Here is a 21,811-nt window from a genome sequence, read left to right as displayed (position 1 = left end):
AAACAGCTATAATAAATAAGTACTAGATATTTTGAAAAGGGGTAGACAGCTTGAATAATCAGTATATAGTATCTGTTGCCACAGTTATACGTAATGATATGGAAATACTTGAGAGTTTTATAGACGAAACTTCAACACTTCTACGAAACCATTATGATAATTATGAAATTGTTTTAGTGGATAACGGGTCAACAGATAACTCGGTCTTAAACATTAAGGACTTACAGAAACAGTATAAAAATGTCAGGTTAATTGTACTTTCGAAGAGGTACGATGAGGAATATGCTCATACTGCAGCACTTGATAACTGTATTGGTGATTTTATTGTGTTATTGGATTTAAATTATGACCCTCCACAACTAATCCCAGAAATGATAAATAAGGGGTTATCTGGGTACGATTTAGTAATCGGTGAGAGATACAATAGAAAAGATGATACATTGATTGAAAGAATATCAGCAGGGTTTTTTTATAAAGTTAGTGAAAAGTTAACAGGATACTATATCAATCCAAATGATTCTGATTTTGTCTGCTTTAGCAGAAAAATGGTTAATTCTTTGGTGCAGATACGAGATAGAAGTAGATATTTAAAATACTTAAAATTGGAAGTTGGGTATAAACGTACAACAATAAAATTTCACAGAATTCAAAGATCAAACTGGAGGAGGAAGAAAAATTTCTTTAATACTTTAGGTTTTGCATTAGAAATTCTTATTACTAATTCAGATAAATTGTTAAGGTGGTCATCTTTATTAGGCTTTTCAATTAGCTTCTTAAATTTGTTTTACATGGTATATATTTTTATGGTAGCCCTCTTTAAAACAAATGTAGAAGAAGGTTGGCTTTCCTCGTCATTAGTGAATTCTTCCATGTTCTTTTTTTTATTTCTGCTGTTGTCCATTATCAGTGTGTACATATCATCAGTATTAAAAGAAACGAAAAAAGGTTCTCTTTACTATATATCAGAAGAAACGAGCAGTTCGGTTATTTATCAGGATATTGACAGAAAGAATATTGTCTGAATGGAGGGCTACTAGATGAAAGGTTTGATTGGATACACAGGTTTTGTTGGCAGTAACTTGCTACGACAAACAACGTTCGATAAATTATATAATTCTAAAAATATAGATGAAATTAAAGGAGAAAATTTCAAGTTCGTAGTTTGCTCGGGTGCACCAGCATTGAAATGGAAAGCTAATAATAATCCGGCTCATGACCTGGCAACAATAGAACTTTTAATACAAAATTTAAAAACAATTAAATGCGAAACATTTATCTTAATATCAACAGTGGATGTGTATAAATGCCCTATTGGTGTTCATGAAAATACTGAGATAGATGGAGAAGGGTTACTCCCATACGGTAAACACCGGTTTATGCTTGAGACATTTATTAGAGATGCATTTCCGAAATCTACCATTATTCGTCTTCCAGGTTTGTTTGGAAATGGATTAAAGAAGAATATTATCTATGATTTTCTTCATAATAATCGTCTAGATTTGATACATTGTGATAACGTATTTCAATTTTATAACCTAAATAGGTTGTATCAGGATATTCAAACTTGTCTTGATCACAATATTAATTTAATTAATTTTGCGACTGAGCCGGTAAGTGTTAAAGAGGTAGCGCGTTATGCGTTTGACTTAATGTTTGAACAAAAGACAGAAAATGACCCAGTTTTCTATGATATGAACACAATATATTCATGGATTTTCAAAAGCAAGACGGATGGCTATTTATTATCTAAGGAAGATGTACTGGACGAAATAAAAACATATGTTAATAGTAGAAGTGAAGGTTGATTAAAAAATGAAATTAGCGATATCAAATTTAGCTTGGGATTTGAAGGAAGATGATGAGGTCAAAGATTTATTGGTGAAATTACTGATAACCGGTGTAGAAATTGCTCCAACTAAGGTTTGGACAAACCCTTTAATAGTGAAAAATGATGATGTGAGCGAGTATAAAAACTATTGGAACTCTGACGGCATTAATGTTGTCGCACTTCAATCTCTTTTATTTGGCCGGCCCGATTTAAAAATTTTCCAAGCCCAAAGTAATAGACAAGAAACCTTGGAGTATTTAACTAAAATCATTGAAGTAGGAGCGAAACTAGGTGCAAAAGTGTTTGTGTTTGGTTCTCCAAAGAATAGATTGATTGGAAATGTAACTAGTACGAAGGCAATGGATATTGCAATAGATTTTTTCCGCAAGGCTGGGGAATTAGCATTCAAGCATTCAACCACTCTATGTATTGAACCAAATCCCGAAATTTACGGATGTAACTTTATTACAAATACTGAAGAGGGAATAAAACTTGTTGAAGAGGTGAGTCATCCTGGGTTTCAGCTTCATTTAGATGCCGCAGGAATGACCTTAAGTGAAGAAGATGTAGAAAAATCACTACAAAAAGCCTTTCCGTATCTTAAACATTTTCACATTAGTGAACCCCAACTCAACATGGTTCAAAATGGAAAAGTTAATCACAAACAGATAGCCAGGGTTTTACATGATATTAATTATACTAATTATGTTTCAATCGAAATGAAATCCGGAATAAACCATTCAAACATTGAGACAGTTAGAAGTTGTTTAAGTTTTGTTCAAAGTGTCTACAATTAAAAGGCAACAATGGAGGAGTAACAATATGGAACGTAATTGGCAGGTTCCAAATGCTGAATATCATGAGATGAAACAAAAGACATCAAAATACTGTATTATTATTCCCATCATTAACGAAGGGGAGCGAATCATAAAACAATTAACAAAAATGAAGTCATTTTCCAATGATATCGATCTTGTTATTGTAGATGGTGGCAGTACAGACGGGTCTACTAATATAAATCTTTTACAGTCTATGGGAGTAAGGACACTCATAGTAAAAAAAGATAAAGGGAAATTAAGTTCCCAACTGAGAATAGGTTATGCCTACGCATTAAAACAAGGTTATGAAGGTATTATCACAATTGACGGCAATGATAAAGATGATGTCAATGCTATTCCTATCTTCATTAATGAATTAGAATCCGGGTTTGACTTTATACAAGGATCCAGGTATATAAAAGGTGGAAAAGCTGTTAATACTCCTATTATTCGTGATGTTGCCATTAAGTTAATCCATGCACCCATTATAAGTCTGGTAGCAGGTTTTAGGTATACCGATACAACAAATGGGTTCAGGGGCTATAGCAGAAGATACATACTGGATCCTCGAGTAAACCCCTTTCGTGAAATCTTTGATACATATGAACTTTTAGCATATCTGTCAGTGAGAGCATCTCAGTTAGGCTTTCAAACAAAAGAAGTCCCTGTAACAAGAAAATATCCTGATGATGGAAAGGTTCCTACAAAGATAAACAGTTTCAGCGGGAATCTATCTTTACTGATGATATTAGTTAAATTGATTATGGGATCATATAACCCTGGCAACGACATTATTGAGGATGAAAAAGGACGTAGTATGAATGTATAATATGCAGGAATTTGATGTAGTTGTAATTGGAGGTGGCTTTTATGGCTGTTCAATTGCTTTACAATTGAAAAAATACTTTTCTAAAGTATTAGTAATCGAAAAAGAAGATGATTTAATGTTACGTGCATCTTTAGTTAATCAAGCGCGGGTTCATAATGGCTATCATTATCCAAGAAATCTGGTAACTGCTTACCGTTCTTTTATCAACTTCCCATTATTCACGAAAGAATATAAAAATTGCATAGTGGATGACTTTACAATGTTATATGCGATCGCACGCACAGGGTCAAAAGTTAATGCCCATCAATTCCATGAAATGTATAAAGGGATTAGAGCACCCATCGAAGTGGCTCATCAGAAATATCAAAATTTATTTAAGCGTGATTTAATCGATGAGGTCTTCTTAGTTAAAGAGTATGCTTTTGATGCTGCGATACTTAGAAATATCATGCGACACAGGTTAGAAGATGCTGGTGTTAATATTTGGTACAGAACAGAAGTAATTTCCGTTGAACAATGTCAAAATGATTCTTTATTAAATATAACTTTAAAAGCTGAGGACCAAATTTCCTCTAAACTTGTGTTTAATTGCACATATTCTCAAATAAATAAACTAATCAGAGATTCCAAGTTATCTTTATTACCGATGAAGCACGAGCTAACGGAAATGGCACTAATTCAAATGCCTGAGGAACTTCAGCAAATAGGTTTTACAGTCATGGATGGGCCGTTTTTCTCTACGATGCCTTATCCTACAAAACAACTACATTCATTAAGTCATGTAAGATATACTCCGCATTTTAGTTGGCTAGATCAGGAGAACTTTATGGATGGACATCGTTACTTAAACAAAACAGACATAAAGTCAAATTATCTATATATGTTAAAAGATGCACAACGTTATATACCAACATTATCTGAAGCTAAATATGTTGACTCTATTTTTGAAATAAAAACGGTTCTTTTACAAAATGAAGAGGACGATGGACGTCCTATCCTTTACAGGGAAAATTATGGTTTTAAAAATTTCTTCAATATTATGGGTGGGAAAATAGATAATATATATGACATTTTAGAAAGAATTAATGAAAATACACATCTCGGTAACCGTAATGCTATTGCAGGAGCAAAACGATGATTCATATATATGGTATAGTTGGTGCATGAACGATATTACAGCATTTTGTAAAGCGTTCTCATTAAAAAAGAGGAATTATTAATAGGATGTCTTTACGATATATCGTTATATAATTGTTCTTTCTTAGTATATGTATTAATCAAGCTATTTTTTCTACCGTAGGAAGGGACATGTACGATTGCCCTGATGCAGTCCCCATTGAGAAAGGCTAAGACATTACAGGTGAGAAAGTTAGGAGATACAACGTGATTTTTTCTATAAACAAGCATTTAAGTGATATTTTTTTTCTTTTATTCAGTGTAGTAATACTTACGTTAGGATTTTTTTATAATTTTTGGAACACTGCAGATGAATCATGGTTTGAATCGCATCAAAAATATTCCGAATCACTTGTTATTGGAAGAATGGTCACTGCAAAAGAAGAAGGGATTGCATCTAATAGTATGTTGTTGGGAGAATATTCCAATATTCCAAGTGGAAGCGGCCATCCCCAGGATCAATATCGACTATTCGGTAAAAGTCTTGAGGGTGGAGAATATACAACATACAATGGTCAAATTGGTCTTCAAGGAACTGTATTTAGTATCATCGGTAAATATACTAACTTCAAGCCTGGGAATACTATTATATTGTTCAACTTGATTACTTCTTTTATTTTCTCATCGTTGCTTTCCATAATCATAATATGGGTTAGTAGAGAATTTGGTTTTGTTAGTTCCCTATTTGTACTATTTTCAATCGTATGCTCCCAATGGCTAATTGTTTTTGGCAGAAACTTATACTGGGTATTTTGGACAATGTATCTGCCTTTCATAGTGAGTCTCATCTTACTACAACTGGAGGATTGTGGGAGGAAGTATTCTCATGTTATAAGTTTTTTTTCTATATATTTTGCTGTCATGCTAAAATGTGTGAATGGCTATGAATATATTAGTACAGTATTGGTTGCAATGGTCACTCCATATGTGTACTACGCATATAGTAGAGGATGGAAATTCAAAAAAATGTCCGGAAGGATCATGGTGGTTGGGGCAGCTTCGTTACTAGCCTTTTTTTCAACTATAGCTGTTCATATATATCAGTTGTCATTAAGATTTGGTTCTATTCAAAAAGGTATTGACAGTATCCTGTATGATGTAGCAAAAAGAACTCATGGATCCTCGGATAAAGTTGAAGAAGTGTATCGAGCGAGTTTAGAGGTTGACTTGTTTGCGGTCATAATGACTTATTTAGATGTTCCGCTTTTCGGGGGAGTAAGCAGTTGGGGTAAAAGTATCGTTATTGTTGTTATTTTTATCATAGCATCGTTTATTGGTTACTTTTTACAAAAATATTCCCCAACAATATATAAAGAGAAAAAGAAATTAATCGCTTTAGTTTTGATGGTTTGGTTTTCATTTTTTGCTCCACTATCATGGTATATACTGGCGAAGGGACACTCTTATATACATATACATATGAACCCTGTATTGTGGCATTTACCCTTCACTTTGCTCGGATTTGCTCTTGTGGGTAAAGTAGTCGGCTTGTTTTTTATGGATTACTTGAAAAATCACAATATTTTTCAGAAGATTAAGTTAGATTTGTGAGCTGTAAGGATCTCGACACAAATTATTAAGAAATTGTAAAAAAGCCTGGTCTCCTTAAGAGAGCAGGCCTTTTTTGTTCAAAACATTCTTACCTTGCCATGGCATCCAGGGCCAGCATGAGTCCTGCTGCTTTGTTCTGCTCCCAGATGCTGGCGTAATTGCTTAATGGAACAGGTTTATTATACGTATAAGGAGATATTTCCGGAGTAAATCCGGGCTGCCTCATATCCTGGATAAACCAATCAGTATATCCCCCTCCACTTGGACTGCTTGTAGGATTCACAAGTGAATAGCCGGTAAGTGCTCCATATTTCAGAGCAAGATTATAATCTCGGTTATAGACGCTAGAATCCTGATTAAAATACCAGTACAATATTTGACCAGAGGAATGATAGGCCACCGCTGTCTTAAAGTTATGCGCCCTGGTAAAATTATAAAGAGCGATTGCTTCAGGTTCACTTAAAGGTGAATAGCCTTTAAAGTTTTGTGAAGATGGTCTCCCTGTATTTCCCGAAATGTTGGCCCAATCAGCAGGGTACTGCCTGTTTAAATCCACTCCGCGTATATTTGCCTTCCAGCTTGAAAAATCGGTGCTATAATTATTCAACTGCAAAACATACTGAGGATTTTTAGCACTGGCATGTCCTTTCTGGACAAGACTGACGCCATCTGGATTCACCATAGGAACAAACCAAATCGAAACATTATTTAACAGGCTTGTAGTGTCATAGCCTGAAAAAGACGTTCCATCTGCATATGATTTAGCGTATTGTTCAATCATTTCCATCAATAAATTTGTGGTCATATGTTCCCTCGCATGATGCGAGCCGTTGATTGTAATTTCTTTTTGCCCATTGCCGACTTTAACGGCATATATGTTCCTGCCATCGACAGAATTGCCAATCACTTCGGTCTTGATTAAATATGGATAATTTTGCTGCAGCAAAGCTATGTCTGCCGCCATTGTCTCATATGTATAAACCTGATTCGGATTGACTATTTCAGGCAGCCAAACGCCACTCTGGCCTAACTGAAAGCCACCAACTGCGGTGTTCTGTGCCAAAACCCCGGATGGATAAGCATAATACCATCTGGATTGATCCATAAACCAGCCCGTTTGCATAACACCAGATAGCGGACTAAGGTAATATTTTTGGTTGCCAATCACTTGCCAGCCGGTTTGCATTATACCATTGCCATTAATATAATACCAGCTGTTATCATTGAAAACCCAGCCAGTCTCCATCGCGCCGCCTGTATTCAAAAAATACCAGCTGTTTTGGTATACAATCCAGCCGGTCTGCATTACGCCTCCACTGTTTAAGTAATACCAATTATTCTGATGCAATATCCAGCCTGTTTGCATTTCTCCACTATTAGGATCGGTATAATAATAAAAGCCATTGGCAGAAATCCAGCCAGTCTTCCTAGCTGAGGTGACAGAGTCAAGATAATACCATTTACCTTGATCCAGTATCCAGCCTTCTTTTTGCATAATTCCATTCTCAGCGTTGAGGTAGTACCAATTGCCATTATATAAAACCCAGCCGGTCTGCATTACCCCGCCACTGTTTAAGTAATACCAATTGTCCTGGTAAAAAATCCAGCCGGTCTGCATTTCTCCACTATCCGGATCTGCATAATAGTAAAATCCATCGGTGAAAATCCAGCCAGTTTTCCTGGTGGAATTAACAGGGTCTATATAATACCATTTCCCCTGATCCAGTACCCAGCCTTCTTTTTGCATAATTCCATTCAAAGGATTAAGGTAGTACCAATTTCCTTGATATGAAACCCAGTCGGTTTGCATTACCCCATTACCATCAAGATAATACCAATTATTTTCATAAAAAATCCAGCCAGTTGCCATTACCCCACCACTGTTTAAAAAATACCAATTGTTGCTGTCGAGCAGCCAGCCGGTTTGCATTTCTCCTGTATTCGGATCTGCATAATACTTATTTCCATTGCTGGAAATCCAGCCAGTCTTCCTTGCTGAAGTTGCAGGATCCAAGTAATACCACTTGTACTGATCTAGTACCCAACCTTCCTTCTGCATTATCCCAGTGTCATGATTGAGGAAAAACCAACTTCCACCATACAAAACCCAGCCAGTTTGTCGTGCCCCAGTCTCAGGATGAAGGTAGAACCAGTTGTCGTCTAATAGGTGCCATCCCTTTTTAATAACATCATTTTCATAGTAAAACCAATTCTGGTTTTCCAATATCCAGCCCTGTTTAACACCAGGTTCCTCTTGCGCGGTCTCAACGGTTTGAGTTGAGGTATTTTCGGAATCTACTTGGCTCCTAGTCACAGACTCTTTACTCGCCTGTTCGGAGTTGTCGGTATTTGAATTGCCTGTTACCGGAGTGTTTGATTCCGTCGAATCCTGATTGATCGTATCTGCAGTTAAAGTGTTGGAATCTTCGTTATCAGGCAGCTCAGATTCGATGTTAGAATCTTCTTCAAGCTGGTTCACTATGTCCATAGAGCCTTCAGCTGCGTCCGGAATTGTAACTTCACTTAATTCCGGCTGCAAAGATTCACTATCCACTTTTTCAGCTACACTACTACCAGCATCATTTGATGTCGTTGCGTCTACGGTACCAGCGGAAACTACTGATATTTTATAACAAGATACGCCAGACATAAATATAGTAAGAGACATTAAAACTAAACCGAGTTTCCTCATTTTTTATCACTCCCTTCATATGTTTTTTTTTATTAATAGTAAAAAGAGGCTCACTCTGAAGAGCCAGCCTCTGAAAACCCTAAAATACTAAACTACTTATAGACAGGCACATCAAAATATAAAGTATATGAACTAAGAGAGTTATAGAGCCTACTAATACTATAAACTTGTTTTGCCGCCCATGCAATATCTGTCGCATATTGGTGATGCCCTGGCATTGACGGATTCCATCTCATTTTATATAGTGTGTCTTGCCTGTACGTACTGTTATTGATATAGTTTTGTCCAATAAATTGCGCACCGCCGATAATGGCTGCTTCTGGAGTGAACCATCCATTTCGGTATGCTGTTTCTGCGCCACAAGTTGCCGGACAACTGTCAAACGCTCCAATGCCATACATGTTATATACTTTCCTTGGTGTAACCGGGACACCATCCACCGTATTTACATCTATCCCTGAAGCCAGCGCGGAAGTTCCATTGCCCGTTTCAAGAAGTGCATGCGAGATGAGATACAATTCATTGACATTGTATCTCAGGGCTGCATCAATGAAAGACTGGCCCTTCCCTTCAAGTATTCCTTTACCAACAAGAGTATTTGCATCAAGCTCCGTTGCTGTTGTACCAGCACTTTTCGATAGATTTAGAAATTGATAGTACTCATCGCTGTTTACCCTAAAATTGTCTGGAATGACATAATAATGTACATCCTCAGGCTTGGCAAGTCTCCATGGACTATATTTAATTTCATACCAGCCACCTATAGACGAAACAATTTGTACGGAATCCCCACTGGCCAGAGTACCTACCACCCGATAAGCAGTTCCTGCTCCCTCCCTCACGTTTAGAGACGTTGCTGTTACAATGCCCTTTGAAGGGTCATTCTGATTTCGGGATATATATGTTCCACTGACATAGGCTTTATCATTTCGGTATTTATCAGTCTGTGGGCTCCGGTTCATTTGGATATTCACCATGTCCTGACCAGTGATGTCATACTGTGTGTAATGGATAATTGGACCAGTATTTAATGTACCATCATCAAAAAATTGGTATGTTTTTCCGTCAATTATTTGCTGGCCTGTCACCATTGCTCCACTGCTGTTCAAGTAATAAGTTTTTCCGTTGTGACTTAACCAGCCTACATGCATGGAACCATCAGCGTTTAAATAATACCAGCTTCCGTTATCAAGGATCCAGCCGATTTGCATTACACCATCTTGGTCAAGGTAAAACCATTTACCGTTATATAAAAACCAACCAGTCTGTAATGTATCATCACTTTTAATGTAATACCATTTTCCCGAATCATTTACCCAGCCCGTCAGTGGGGTCCCGTCAGGTTGAAGGTAATATTTTTTGCCTTCGTCAGTTACCCAACCGGTGACCATCTTTCCATCGGCAGCAAAATAATATTTCTTGTCACCCTGTTCCAGCCAGCCCGTATGTAAAATTCCTGTCTGGTGGTCTAAATAATATGAATTTGCTCCTTCAGAAAGCCAGCCTGTGTGCATGCTTGCATCATCATTGAAATAGTACTTCCCATTGTCGATGGTTGCCCACCCTTTTTGCGCAATTCCATCAGAGTTCAAATAATACCTTTTTTCCCCTTGTTCAAGCCAGCCGGTATGGGCAAGTCCACTTTGTGGATCCAGGTAATATAGGTTTGCTCCATCAATCAGCCACCCAATATACATACTTCCATCGGCATCGAAAAAGTACTTGTCATTATTAATAATCACCCAGCCTTTAGAGGCGGTACCGTCAGTGCCAAAGTAATAGCGCTCCCCCGCATCCTCAACCCAGCCAGTGGACATGGCTCCATCTGAACCAAAGTAATATTTACTCTCACCGTCAACCAAAAAACCACGATGCATCGATCCGTCCGAATTTAAATAAAACTTTTTATCTCCCTCGAAAAGCCAGCCAGTGACCATCGCCCCGTCTGGTCCAAAGTAATATCTTTTTTCACCTTCATTTATCCAGCCGGTAACTTTATTTCCCTGCTGATCGAAGTAATACAATTTGTCGGCATCCTTCAACCACCCAGTAACAGTAACGGAAGTAAGAGCTCCGGAACTGGAGAACACATACGGTTTCCCGTCAACCACTTTTGCTCCTACAACCATTTCACCATTATTTTCAAGATAATATTTTTGACTATTATTTAGAAGCCAACCAGTTTTCATGGCTCCACTGTCAGAAAGATAATACCACTTACCATTTATTAGGAGCCAACCCGTATGCATCCTTCCGCTATCCGAAAGATAATACCAATTGTTATTATTGAATACCCAACCTGTATTCATGACTCCACTGTTCGACAAAAAGTACCAGCCATTGTTAATTAACTGCCAGCCTCTCAACATTACTCCATTCGAAGCCAAGTAGTACCATTGATTATTTACTAAAACCCAGCCAGTTTTCATGGCTCCGTCAGAACCCATGTAATACCAGTTGTTGTTATCATTTAGCCAACCAGTTTTAAAAGAACTGTCAGAGTTAAGATAATACCAGTTATTGTTTTGAAACTTCCAGCCTGTACTATTGGCAAATGCTGTAGTTGAAAGAAATAGAAAACCAGCTAAAAAAAACGTGGCTATTCCTATTTTTCTCAAACTTTTCCCCCCGGACAAATAATATATATATTCTCGTAGAACTAAGGATCAAGGTAATAAATTGACAGTGTTGGATTTTTGTAACCATCACCTTTCTTTTTCTGTGTCTCTTATGTTATTATTTCGGATTAAAATAAGAAAGTAATCAGTTCATATACGCAAATGCTCACCACAGTACAATTGTGTCCTTACTTTAACCTAAATTCAAATTATACTAGACTCAAATGGTACTTAATATAGGAACATTAGACGTATTTAGTCACAATGTTGTAGGAACATTAGATGTATTTAGTCAAAATGATACATGATGCGCATGCAAAATATAATGAAAGCCCCACACAACACTTCACCTCCGAAAAATCCCCCTTCTACATAGCGTCAGACACAAGGACACATATGGCTGAGTGGCAAAAAAAATAAATTGCCAAGATCGCCCGGTATCGATACCTGTGGATCAGAACTTATGTTCCAAGAAGAAACCATCACTTCTTCCAGGGATTTTTTAAGAAGACCGTTTGCAGCTGAATTTTAATAGCTCCCTCCTCTAAAAATAGATATCCGCCTGTGGCATAACTGCTGTGTGGTGCATTTCATACGTCTACAAAAGGACGTGAATTAGATTTTTACTGAATTGAGAATAAGAGGGGACCTAGGAAGAGTATCACGGACACCTATAGAAGAGTGTAAACGAAATAGATCAGCTTCACAGTTTAAAATAAAACGACGGCCGTCATGTTTTTAAGAGGGAAAAATTATTTTATTAACATTTTTGAAGGCATGTGTAGTTTTTAATTCCATTATATTCAGATTTACGTATCGGCTTTATTCTTGTTACTATACATTGACTTAACTATTTCAGTAATAAACCGAAATAATAACTATGTAAACATCTAGAAGGGTTGCGTGTTTTGTGAAGCGATATCATGAACTCGATTCTTTACGGGGACTAGCAGCATTATCTGTTGTCATGAGTCACTGCCTAATTTCCTTTCCTGTATTTCTCTCAGCAGTAGCACATGAATCTATTGATCATCCAACTGTTAAATTCTTGGCGAATTCTCCAATTCATATATTTTGGGCTGGTCATGAAGCAGTGATATTGTTCTTTGTATTGAGCGGCTATGTATTGTCATTACAATTTCTAAATCACCAATATACGAAATATAGCATTTATGTTACGAGAAGGTTTTTTAGAATTTATGTTCCGTACATTACGTCTATATTGGTATCAATGTTTTTATTCACGGCTTTAGAAGAAAACGATTCGGATGCATTAAGTTCATGGTTCAATAGTATGTGGTCCATTCCATTTGACTTAAAGCAGGCAATATCATTCTTACTTTTGCTAGGATTTGATACTCATAATATAAATACAGTAACTTGGAGTTTAGTACATGAATTGCGGATATCATTAATTTTTCCACTCGTTATGGTTGTTGTACTGAAATATAATTGGTTCAAATCTTTTTTGTACGGTTTTATGATTACCATCACTACTTGGTATATAATGTCATTCATTTCTTGGCATTTAACCAATCAAAATATATCTTTGATGATACAATCATTCAGTTACACTGCCTACTACAGTTTGTTTTTTATCCTTGGGGCAATTTTCGCAAAATACAGACATGTTATAGCACACTATTTCAAATGTTTTGGTATCATAACTAAATCGCTTTTAATAATACTCGCTTTGTTATTATATATAAATGAATGGATACTTCCCCACATTGGATATATTAAACTTTATGGTACATTGAGCGCGAAGCTGATCAGTACTTTTGTCATCGACTTCTTAATTTCTATTGGTGTTCTGGTATTGTTTACGTTTAGTCTAAACTGGGCACCATTTACAAAAGTTTTAACCAACCGAGTTTTCATTTACCTTGGCAAGATTTCTTACAGTGTTTATTTGGTGCACCCTATAATATTATTATTTTTTGTATATGCCACAAAAAATATATTACCACTTAACTCTCTGATTTTCTTTGTGCTACTACTATCCCTATCAGTAGCTAGTTTAATGTATAAGTACGTTGAAAAGCCTTCAATTTCTCTTGGACGATGGATGACAAAACATCGTGTCACTAAATCAAATACAGTAATAAAATAAAAGGAGAGGAATAATTCACCTCTCCTTTTATAGAAATAACACAATTTAATCCTGAAATAATGCTTGTCTTCAAGCAGCTAATCAAAACAAGTCCTTCCGTCCGATATTACACACATGTATCTGCCATTTCACAACCAATATGAATATTGAAGATTACATATTTCATTCCTTTTCCTGTCCCTGTTCAAAGTCCAGCAACCTATTGCATTCTCCCATTCTCATCAAGAAAATACCAAGTATCATCGGTGTAGATCCATCCTGTTTGCATGCTGCCACTCTCGTTAAAGAAATACCATGCACCATTGATATATAACCAGCCTGTTTGCATGCTGCCACTCTCGTTAAAGAAATACCATGCACCATTGATATATAACCAGCCTGTTTGCATGCTGCCTCCTTCGTTTAAGAAATACCACGCGCCGTCAATGTACAGCCAGCCTGTTTGCATGCTGCCTCCCTCGTTAAGGTAATACCATGCGCCATTTGTGAATATCCACCCTGTTCGCATACTGCCGCCCGCGTCAAGGTAATACCACGCACCATTAGTGTAAAGCCAGCCTGTTTGCATTCGGCCAGTTTCATTAAAGAAATACCATGAGCTGCCGATATATACCCAGCCTGTCTTCATTTTCCCTTCCTGATCGAGGTAATACCAAGAGTCGCCGTTGTAAAGCCAACCTTTGTGCATATTCCCGCCGTCGTTAAAATAATGCCAAATCCCGTCAATTGTTCTCCATCCGGTCACCATATCACCATTAGAATCCAGGAAATACCAATTACCAATAATTAAACTGAAGCCTATTTTCATTTGTCCCGTTATAGGATCATAATACTTCCATTTACCTCCAATCAAGACCCATCCTGAATGCTGTGCAGTTGATATTCCAAATCGATCGCTGGAATTGCCATACTTATCAGTCAATCGGATATACAGTTGTTCATTCACATTCGCTGCTGGAATTTGCACTTGAAAACGCTTGTTACTATCAACATATGAATCTGCAACCATCGCTTGATCATTGCTTAGTATAATCCGCCCTCCTTCAATCCCTGCAGAGATTATTCCTGTAACCACGTGGCTATCATTATTAATATTTTCAACATAAGGTTGTTCCAAAACAGTACTGTTCAAAGCTTTAGCAGCATTAACCCTTCCATAGCCAAAGTAGGTATCTTTACCAGTGGTGCCTATGTCGTCACTCGAATGAAGAAGCCGATTCATTACCTGCAAATTTGTCAATTCAGGGTCCGATGACCAAATCAGTGCAGCAACGCCTGACACAACAGGAGCAGCCATAGATGTTCCACTCATGTATCCATAGCCATTAACCAAAGTAGAAACGATGTCTGATCCCGGAGCTGCAATATCTATTTCCTCCCCGAAGTTAGAAAATGCAGATTTGGCATCAGTATTATCAGTGGAACTTACCGATATGACATTAGGGATTGAAGCTGGATAAGACTTTTCATTCACTGCATCATTACCTGCTGCCGATATAAACAAAGCTCCTTTGCTGTATGCCTCCTGAATGGCTTCATCCAGGGCCAAAGAGTAACTATAAGTGCCAAGGCTTAAATTAATGATATCGGCCCCGTGTTCTATGGCATGATTTATACCTTTGATTACATCCGACATATAAGCGTCGTCACCGGAAAAAACATTTATGGGCATTAACCTTACCTGGGGTGCTACCCCTGTTCCGCCCTGATTATTTTCTATTGAGCCCGCAATAATGCCGGAAACATGGGTTCCATGGTCCCCAGCAGGAATCGTAGCACTTGTCATCCCAATCACATTGAATGGAGCAGTAATTTGGTTAATTAAATCTGGATGGTCCAATTGAACACCATCGTCAATCACAGCTACGGTGATTGAATCAGAGCCCTTTGTTTTTTGCCAGGCTGTCCCGGTGTTTATGACAGAGTGATGCCATTGTCTGGAATAATAAGGATCATTAGGTATATATAATTTTTGCAGCTTATAATCTGGTTCAACAAATTCCACATTGTCATTTTTCTTTAACTCATCAATAAATCCTTCAACAGTTTCTCCTGCAGGAACTTTAAGACTTTCCATATCTATTGATATTGAAGAATCTAGTTTATTGACGTTGTCTATACCCTGTTTTTTCATATAACTATTGTTATATTTCACTATGACGCGGTTTGTGTCATTAATTTGGTCTCCCTGTTGCATCCTCATAGATGATTCTACTTTCGAGGGTAAATTCGAAAGTATAGTTATTGCAAAGCAAAGACACATATAATATGCCCATCTCAGTTTCATATGCCAATTCTCCTAGCTTTTATTTATTTAATATTTACATCGGTCTAAATTCTTAATTTTTTACGACGATGGAAAATTATATATTATGGAAAAAGAACCATGAATTTTGTAAAATCCCCCATTGTAACTATCAGAATAAAGGATTATTATTTATATTTGTAGGAAACCTTTTTACCGACAAAACGTCTAATTTTTTGACAAGATAAAACATTGTTTATGCAGTGAATTTTAGCATACTGGAGGAAAAAACGAAATGAATTCTAGATTGAACACAACAAGAAGGACCAACAAGAAACGCAAATGGCTGAGAGTCCTTTTATACTCCTTTTTGTTCCTTTTTATCATTGCCGGAGTATATTTCTTTTCTGTATACAATTCCTTGACTGAGGCTGTTGATACGATGCATCACGAGATTGATAGGAAAAAATCGGATAAACGGTCAGAAACCGTATCACTCAAAACTGCGGATCCTATATCAGTTCTCCTCTTGGGAGTTGATCAACGAGACGGAGACCGAGGCAGGTCTGACTCAATGATCGTCCTGACTGTAAATCCTGAAGCTCAATCGGTAAAAATGGTGAGCATCCCTAGAGATACCAGAACAGAAATAGTCGGAAAAGGCAAACAGGATAAAATAAATCATGCCTATGCATTTGGCGGAGTTGAAATGTCTCTGGCAACTGTCGAGAACTTTTTGGATATTCCTATTGACTATGTAATACAAATTAATATGGAGGGCTTTAAAGACATTGTCGATTCAGTCGGTGGTGTTACAGTTCAAAATGAGTTCGCTTTTACTCATGAGGGAACTAATTTCCCGAAGGGGGAGCTTAAACTCAATGGTGATAAGGCCCTTAAGTATTCAAGAATGAGATATGAAGATCCAACGGGAGATGTAGGTCGACAGCAGAGACAGCGCCAGATTATTCAGGGAGTTATCAATGAAGGAGCTAGTCTTAGTACTTTAGCTAATTACGGAGATATTTTCAAAGCATTGGGGAATAATGTAAAGACCAATTTAACCTTTGATGAAATGATGACCATACAAAGTCAATACAAGGAAGCAAGTAAATCAATTGAACAAATTTCAATTACCGGACAGGGAACTACCATTAATAATGTTTATTATTTACAGGTTCCTACTGAAGAAAAGAACAAAATACAGAATCTATTGAAACAACACTTGGAGCTATAAATAAAATCTTCTCCTGTCAAAAGGACAACAAACCCCATTCCATAACATTTGGAATGGGGTTTGTTGCTTTTATTGTTTACTGTCAGTTTACCAGTCTGCCAGATGCATCGAATGTGTATGTTGTATCGCCAATAAGCATAGAAACCCCTCTTACCATTACGCCACCAGAATCCATATAATACCAGCTTCCGCCCTCTAGTAACCAACCATAATGCTCTGAGCCGTTTGAGTTGAAATAATGCCATTCTCCATCAACATTCACCCATCCGGTTTGCATGATGTAAGTGGAAGGATCAAAGTAGTACCATGTATCGCCGACCAGATGGAATCCTGTTGCCGAATATCCATAGTCATCAAAATAGTACCATTTCCCTCCATATGGTAACCAGCCTGTATGAAGCACACCACTACTATTACTATAGAACCAGTGATAGCCATCATAGTTCCAGCCGTTTGTGGCCATTGCTCCTGAATTATCGAAGTAATAATTTACACCAGAGACTTGGTGCGCACCTTTCACCATTGCCGCAGTGTCCTCATCTAAATAGTACCATGTTCCGCCAATTAATAGCCATCCAGTGTGAAGCACTCCACTAGCATTACTATAGTAATAGTCATACCCATCATATTGCCATCCATTCTTCGCCATCACACCACTACTGTCAAAGAAATAGTAACTGCCGTTAATATATGAAAGACCTGTATGCATATATCCAGCCTGACTATCCTCTTCTAAGTAGTACCAATTCCCGCCTTGATTAAGCCATCCGTAATATTCGGTTCCATTTGCATTGAAATAATGCCAATCACCGCTTCCTACCTGATACCAGCCGGTTACCATTTCTCCACTATCTGTAAAATAGTAGTAATGATTGTTAATATTTTCCCATCCAGTTGCCATCATCTGATTTTGGTTGAAGTAATACCAGCTATTATTGTAGTTCAGCCATCCTACATGAGGTGTTCCATCACTATGGATAAAGACCCAATAGTAGCCGTCATAATCATTATACATTCTGACCCAGCCGGTTTGCGATAATGAGGTGATATTCTGCCTTGATACTAAGCTGTCATTTTTTTCTTCTGCAGGTTCCGTTACACTTGCTGAATCCTGAACCGCTTCTGTAACATCTTTAATACCGTCATTGGATGCAGGAAGCGTTTTAGAAGATCCTTCTTCTGCTGTTCCATCCTGATTAGGCACTGTTTCACCCGTATTTCCTATTTCTGTCTCCATATTTTCTTGAACAGGTTCTTCCGCAGGTGCAGCTTCCTTCGCAGGTTGTTCTACTGGTACATCCTCTTGTACAGGCTCTTCTACTGGTACATCCTCTTGTACAGGCTCTTCTTCTGCTGTTTCTGTCGATTGCTGTTCTGTTTCCTGTACCGGTGATTCTATATTGTCCTGCTCAGTTTCTGTTGCGGGTGTCCCTGATGAACCATCCAGACCCCCCACTGTTACCTGTGAATCAGATTCATTAGAAACTGTTGCACTTTCCTCGGCTGCTGCTAATGCCCCAGGTAACAATAGAAAAGCAGCAAGTAAAGCAATAATTATTCTCTTTTTCATATGATTTCCCCCTTTTCCCAATGTGGTAAATTAATACCATTATATCAACATACTTTAAATAATAACAAGAAGGAAATAGTTCTTTTTTCTTAACTCATACTTTAATGATTTTACTTTACAATGAATTTTATGAAAATAATACTAGTGTATTTTATGGAGTGAATATTAATATTCATATATTTATGCCGATATAAACTATATGACTATTAACCTAAGAACTTTATATTTTGCTGATTCTAATTTGAAATATAATAGGGGAATGCGGGAGGAAGGACACTTGAAAAAGTTAATTTTTATCTCTTCTATTTTATTTTTTATTCTTTTTTGTTCAACTTCAGTGAATGCCAGCACCAACACGGGCTGGAAACTGATTAACAACACCTGGTACTACACTGACAGTAGCGGTACCAATGTAAAAGGATGGCTGCTGGACAACAGTAATTGGTATTACCTTGCTGCTGACGGAGCTATGAAGACCGGTTGGGTCAAAGTGGATGATAAGTGGTATTACTTCGAACAAGGAGGTGCCATGCAAAAAAACTGGTTATTTTATAATCAAAACTGGTACTACCTTGGCACATCCGGGGATATGAAGACTGGCTGGGTCAAACTAGATAGTATTTGGTACTACTTCAATCCCAATGGGTCTATGGCCACAGGGTGGTTATTGAATGGTGAGAAATGGTACCATTTTTCACCAAGCGGTGCTATGCAAACAGGATGGCTGGAGCTTAACGAAACCAAATATTACCTGACTGAAGACGGATCGATGGCATCTGGTCCAAAACTGATAGATGCTCAGCCTTACATTTTTTCCAGTGGAGGTGCATTAATTTCTTCTGGGGGAACTGGGTGGTTTCAGGATGGTGGTAATACATACTATTTTGATAGTAACGGTTTTGTGACGGGTTGGTTGGAAGAAGGCGGCAAAAAATTCTACTTCGGCCAAGATGGTGTAATGCTCACCGGCTGGCACACAATTGATGGTAATAAATATTTTTTTAACGCTGATGGTTCAATGGCAATAGGCTGGATCACTGATAATAATAAACAATACTATTTTGAGCAGGATGGCACACTGGCTACAGGGTGGCAAACAATTGATTCTTCAAGGTATCACTTCAGTTCAGACGGCGTGATGTCTACCGGCTGGGTCATCGAAGGTGATAGGAAATACTACCTTGGTGAAAATGGAGTGATGGCTACTGGATTTGTAGCGGAAGGAAATAATAAATATTACCTTTATGCAGACGGAACATTTCATACAGGATGGCTGGACCATGCCGGAAATAGATATTACTTCGATGCGAATGGGTTATTGAAAACAGGATGGCTTGAAGAAAGCGGTAAAAGATATTATTTAAAATCCGATGGGGTCATGGTCAGAGGATGGGTTTCTGATGGGGGAAACTGGTATTATCTCACAAATGAGGATACCCTTCAAACTGGGTGGCTGTCCTACTTTAATAGCTGGTATTATTTAAATTCAGACGGCATAATGCAAACCGGTTGGGTGCAGATTGGAGGCAACTGGTACTTTCTGGGCAGCAACGGAGTGTTAAACACCGGATGGATTCCTTATCAAAACAACTGGTATTTTTCTAATGATGGCGGAGTCATGCAGACCGGTTGGTTTACTTATCAAAGCAATTACTACTTCTTAAACAACGGGGGGGTCATGCAAACCGGTTGGCTGCCGTATCAAAATAACTGGTATTTCCTTAACAGCGGCGGGGTCATGCTTACCGGTTGGTTGCAGCATGAAAATAAATGGTACTTCCTGAATAGCGGGGGAGTCAGGCAGACTGGATGGATTCAATACCAAAATAACTGGTACTATTTAGACAGTGAAGGTGTTTTGCAAACTGGATGGATCCTCTACCAAAACAAATGGTACTTCTCTAACGATGCAGGCATAATGCAGACAGGATGGTTATACCATGGATACAAATGGTACTATCTTGACAGCCACGGGGCCATGGTTACCGGAGAAGTAGTAATTGACGGGAAAACATATCACTTTTTCCCAGATGGTGTCCTGAATCCCGGACCCGTCGTTTATTACACATATTATAATTTGACGTTAACCGACATGGTTAATACCCAGATGAATTTGAGACCGCAAACAGATAAATATCGAAATGAAAAAGCATATGTTAGCAGCAGCTATATTACGCTCAATTCCTCTACGTTGGGTACGGTTAATGCCACGATTTTGAATGTACGCTCAGGACCGGGAGTTGAACATCATAGCTTTGGAACTCTAAATAGTGGAAGCCAAGTGGAAATCCTCGGCCAGAATAATGGTTGGTATGAAATAAGATATTCTGCGTGGCGAAATCCAACGGCTCAGGATGTAAGCTATTATGTTAATCCGCAAAACTTCAGTCTTGGAAGCAGTTCCTATCTTCAATTTTTGTTATTGAACAAAAATACTGGAATAAGTGCTTATGATTTAAATTACACTACGCTTGCAGGCAAAGGCATTTTGCAAGGCATGGGTCAAACCTTCATTGACGCAAGTGTAACCTACAATATTAATGAGATTTATTTGATATCACACGCATTTCTAGAAACTGGAAATGGAACATCTCAGTTGGCAAACGGCGTCATGGTGAACACAGTTGATGGCGTAAGTGTCACTCCTAGAGTAGTATATAATATGTTCGGAATTGGTGCATATGATGGTGATGCAGTACGCACTGGATCAGAATATGCCTATAAGAGCGGATGGTTCACACCGGAAGCAGCCATTTTTGGTGGAGCGCAATTTATCGGGCAAAAATATATTAACCACCCGACGTATGCACAGAATACGTTATATAAAATGCGCTGGAACCCTGCTATACCAGGAACTCATCAATACGCGACCGACATAGGCTGGGCTGTCAAGCAAGTCAATAATATGCATAAACTATATTCCCAGCTAAGCGCATATACTTGGTACTTCGATGTTCCTGTTTATCAATAACTATTAACGAGCAAGTGAACGAGGGAATTTAATTTCTTCCGTTCACTTGCTCTTTTTTTATGCGAGCTGACCAATGATAACCAAAAAAGTCTCAACACGCAAATAAAGTAGGGAAACCTCTCTCAAGGCTTCCCCCTTATCAAACCGTACGTGCCCTATTAAG

The 21,811-nt window shown here is 37.9% G+C and carries 13 protein-coding genes; 9 read left to right on the top strand and 4 right to left on the bottom strand.

The features are described from left to right. The first annotated feature begins 50 nt into the window (after positions 1-50). The 6 genes from CVD19_RS22275 (at position 51) to CVD19_RS22250 (ending at position 6,202) form a co-directional block, all read left to right on the top strand. Entirely contained in the window at positions 51-1,022 is a 972-nt protein-coding gene (locus CVD19_RS22275) for a glycosyltransferase family 2 protein (RefSeq protein WP_101585379.1), read from the top strand. Between the two features lie 15 nt (positions 1,023-1,037). After that, complete coding sequence (locus CVD19_RS22270; RefSeq protein ID WP_101585378.1) at positions 1,038-1,805, top strand: NAD(P)-dependent oxidoreductase; 768 nt, start codon at positions 1,038-1,040, stop codon at positions 1,803-1,805. Positions 1,806-1,812: 7 nt separating this feature from the next. Next, positions 1,813-2,625, top strand: coding sequence for a sugar phosphate isomerase/epimerase family protein (locus CVD19_RS22265; protein WP_101585377.1), 813 nt, complete (start codon positions 1,813-1,815; stop codon positions 2,623-2,625). Between the two features lie 25 nt (positions 2,626-2,650). Further along, the gene (locus CVD19_RS22260; RefSeq protein WP_101585376.1) at positions 2,651-3,475 is read left to right on the top strand and encodes a glycosyltransferase family 2 protein; all 825 of its coding nucleotides are present in this window, start codon (positions 2,651-2,653) and stop codon (positions 3,473-3,475) included. Further along, positions 3,468-4,613, top strand: a complete 1,146-nt coding sequence (locus CVD19_RS22255; RefSeq protein ID WP_219620116.1) for an FAD-dependent oxidoreductase — start codon at positions 3,468-3,470, stop codon at positions 4,611-4,613. Before CVD19_RS22260 ends, CVD19_RS22255 begins: the two co-directional genes overlap by 8 nt. Before the next feature lie 245 nt (positions 4,614-4,858). After that, complete coding sequence (locus CVD19_RS22250; protein ID WP_101585375.1) at positions 4,859-6,202, top strand: hypothetical protein; 1,344 nt, start codon at positions 4,859-4,861, stop codon at positions 6,200-6,202. Positions 6,203-6,290: 88 nt separating this feature from the next. Here CVD19_RS22250 and CVD19_RS22245 read toward each other — a convergent pair whose 3' ends face one another. Next, the gene (locus CVD19_RS22245) at positions 6,291-8,894 is read right to left on the bottom strand and encodes a M14 family zinc carboxypeptidase (RefSeq protein ID WP_101585374.1); all 2,604 of its coding nucleotides are present in this window, start codon (positions 8,892-8,894) and stop codon (positions 6,291-6,293) included. A 92-nt stretch (positions 8,895-8,986) separates the two neighbouring features. Further along, entirely contained in the window at positions 8,987-11,512 is a 2,526-nt protein-coding gene (locus CVD19_RS22240) for a glucosaminidase domain-containing protein (RefSeq protein WP_142383559.1), read from the bottom strand. A 910-nt stretch (positions 11,513-12,422) separates the two neighbouring features. Between CVD19_RS22240 and CVD19_RS22235 the strand changes: the two genes are divergently transcribed. Further along, a complete protein-coding gene (locus CVD19_RS22235; RefSeq protein WP_101585372.1) occupies positions 12,423-13,625 on the top strand; it encodes an acyltransferase family protein in 1,203 nt (400 codons plus the stop codon). A gap of 199 nt (positions 13,626-13,824) precedes the next feature. Here the strand turns inward: CVD19_RS22235 and CVD19_RS22230 are convergent, their stop codons facing one another. Further along, positions 13,825-15,828 carry a S8 family serine peptidase gene (locus CVD19_RS22230; protein ID WP_180953752.1) on the bottom strand — a complete coding sequence of 668 codons (2,004 nt, stop codon included), beginning with the start codon at positions 15,826-15,828 and terminating at the stop codon, positions 13,825-13,827. A 337-nt stretch (positions 15,829-16,165) separates the two neighbouring features. Here CVD19_RS22230 and tagU point away from each other — a divergent pair, with 337 nt between their 5' ends. Further along, on the top strand, positions 16,166-17,107 hold the full coding sequence (gene tagU, locus CVD19_RS22225; protein ID WP_101585370.1) for a polyisoprenyl-teichoic acid--peptidoglycan teichoic acid transferase TagU: 942 nt from the start codon (positions 16,166-16,168) through the stop codon (positions 17,105-17,107). A gap of 82 nt (positions 17,108-17,189) precedes the next feature. Here tagU and CVD19_RS22220 read toward each other — a convergent pair whose 3' ends face one another. Beyond that, the gene (locus CVD19_RS22220; RefSeq protein WP_101585369.1) at positions 17,190-18,677 is read right to left on the bottom strand and encodes a hypothetical protein; all 1,488 of its coding nucleotides are present in this window, start codon (positions 18,675-18,677) and stop codon (positions 17,190-17,192) included. Positions 18,678-18,954: 277 nt separating this feature from the next. On the opposite strand from CVD19_RS22220, the gene CVD19_RS22215 reads away from it, so the two are divergent. Next, positions 18,955-21,648 carry a glucosaminidase domain-containing protein gene (locus CVD19_RS22215; RefSeq protein ID WP_180953751.1) on the top strand — a complete coding sequence of 898 codons (2,694 nt, stop codon included), beginning with the start codon at positions 18,955-18,957 and terminating at the stop codon, positions 21,646-21,648. The last annotated feature ends 163 nt before the right edge of the window (positions 21,649-21,811 follow it).

Origin of the sequence: Bacillus sp. T33-2 (genome assembly GCF_002860205.1) — a bacterium.
Lineage (GTDB): Bacteria > Bacillota > Bacilli > Bacillales > Cytobacillaceae > T33-2.
This window is presented reverse-complemented; position numbering and strand designations above follow the sequence as displayed.

Coding starts and splice junctions, on each gene's coding strand:
- CVD19_RS22270 (WP_101585378.1), top strand. CDS start 1,038: ATGAAAGGTTTGATTGGATACACAGGTTTTGTTGGCAGTAACTTGCTA.
- CVD19_RS22265 (WP_101585377.1), top strand. CDS start 1,813: ATGAAATTAGCGATATCAAATTTAGCTTGGGATTTGAAGGAAGATGAT.
- CVD19_RS22260 (WP_101585376.1), top strand. CDS start 2,651: ATGGAACGTAATTGGCAGGTTCCAAATGCTGAATATCATGAGATGAAA.
- CVD19_RS22255 (WP_219620116.1), top strand. CDS start 3,468: ATGTATAATATGCAGGAATTTGATGTAGTTGTAATTGGAGGTGGCTTT.
- CVD19_RS22245 (WP_101585374.1), bottom strand. CDS start 8,894: ATGAGGAAACTCGGTTTAGTTTTAATGTCTCTTACTATATTTATGTCT.
- CVD19_RS22230 (WP_180953752.1), bottom strand. CDS start 15,828: ATGAGGATGCAACAGGGAGACCAAATTAATGACACAAACCGCGTCATA.
- tagU (WP_101585370.1), top strand. CDS start 16,166: ATGAATTCTAGATTGAACACAACAAGAAGGACCAACAAGAAACGCAAA.
- CVD19_RS22220 (WP_101585369.1), bottom strand. CDS start 18,677: ATGAAAAAGAGAATAATTATTGCTTTACTTGCTGCTTTTCTATTGTTA.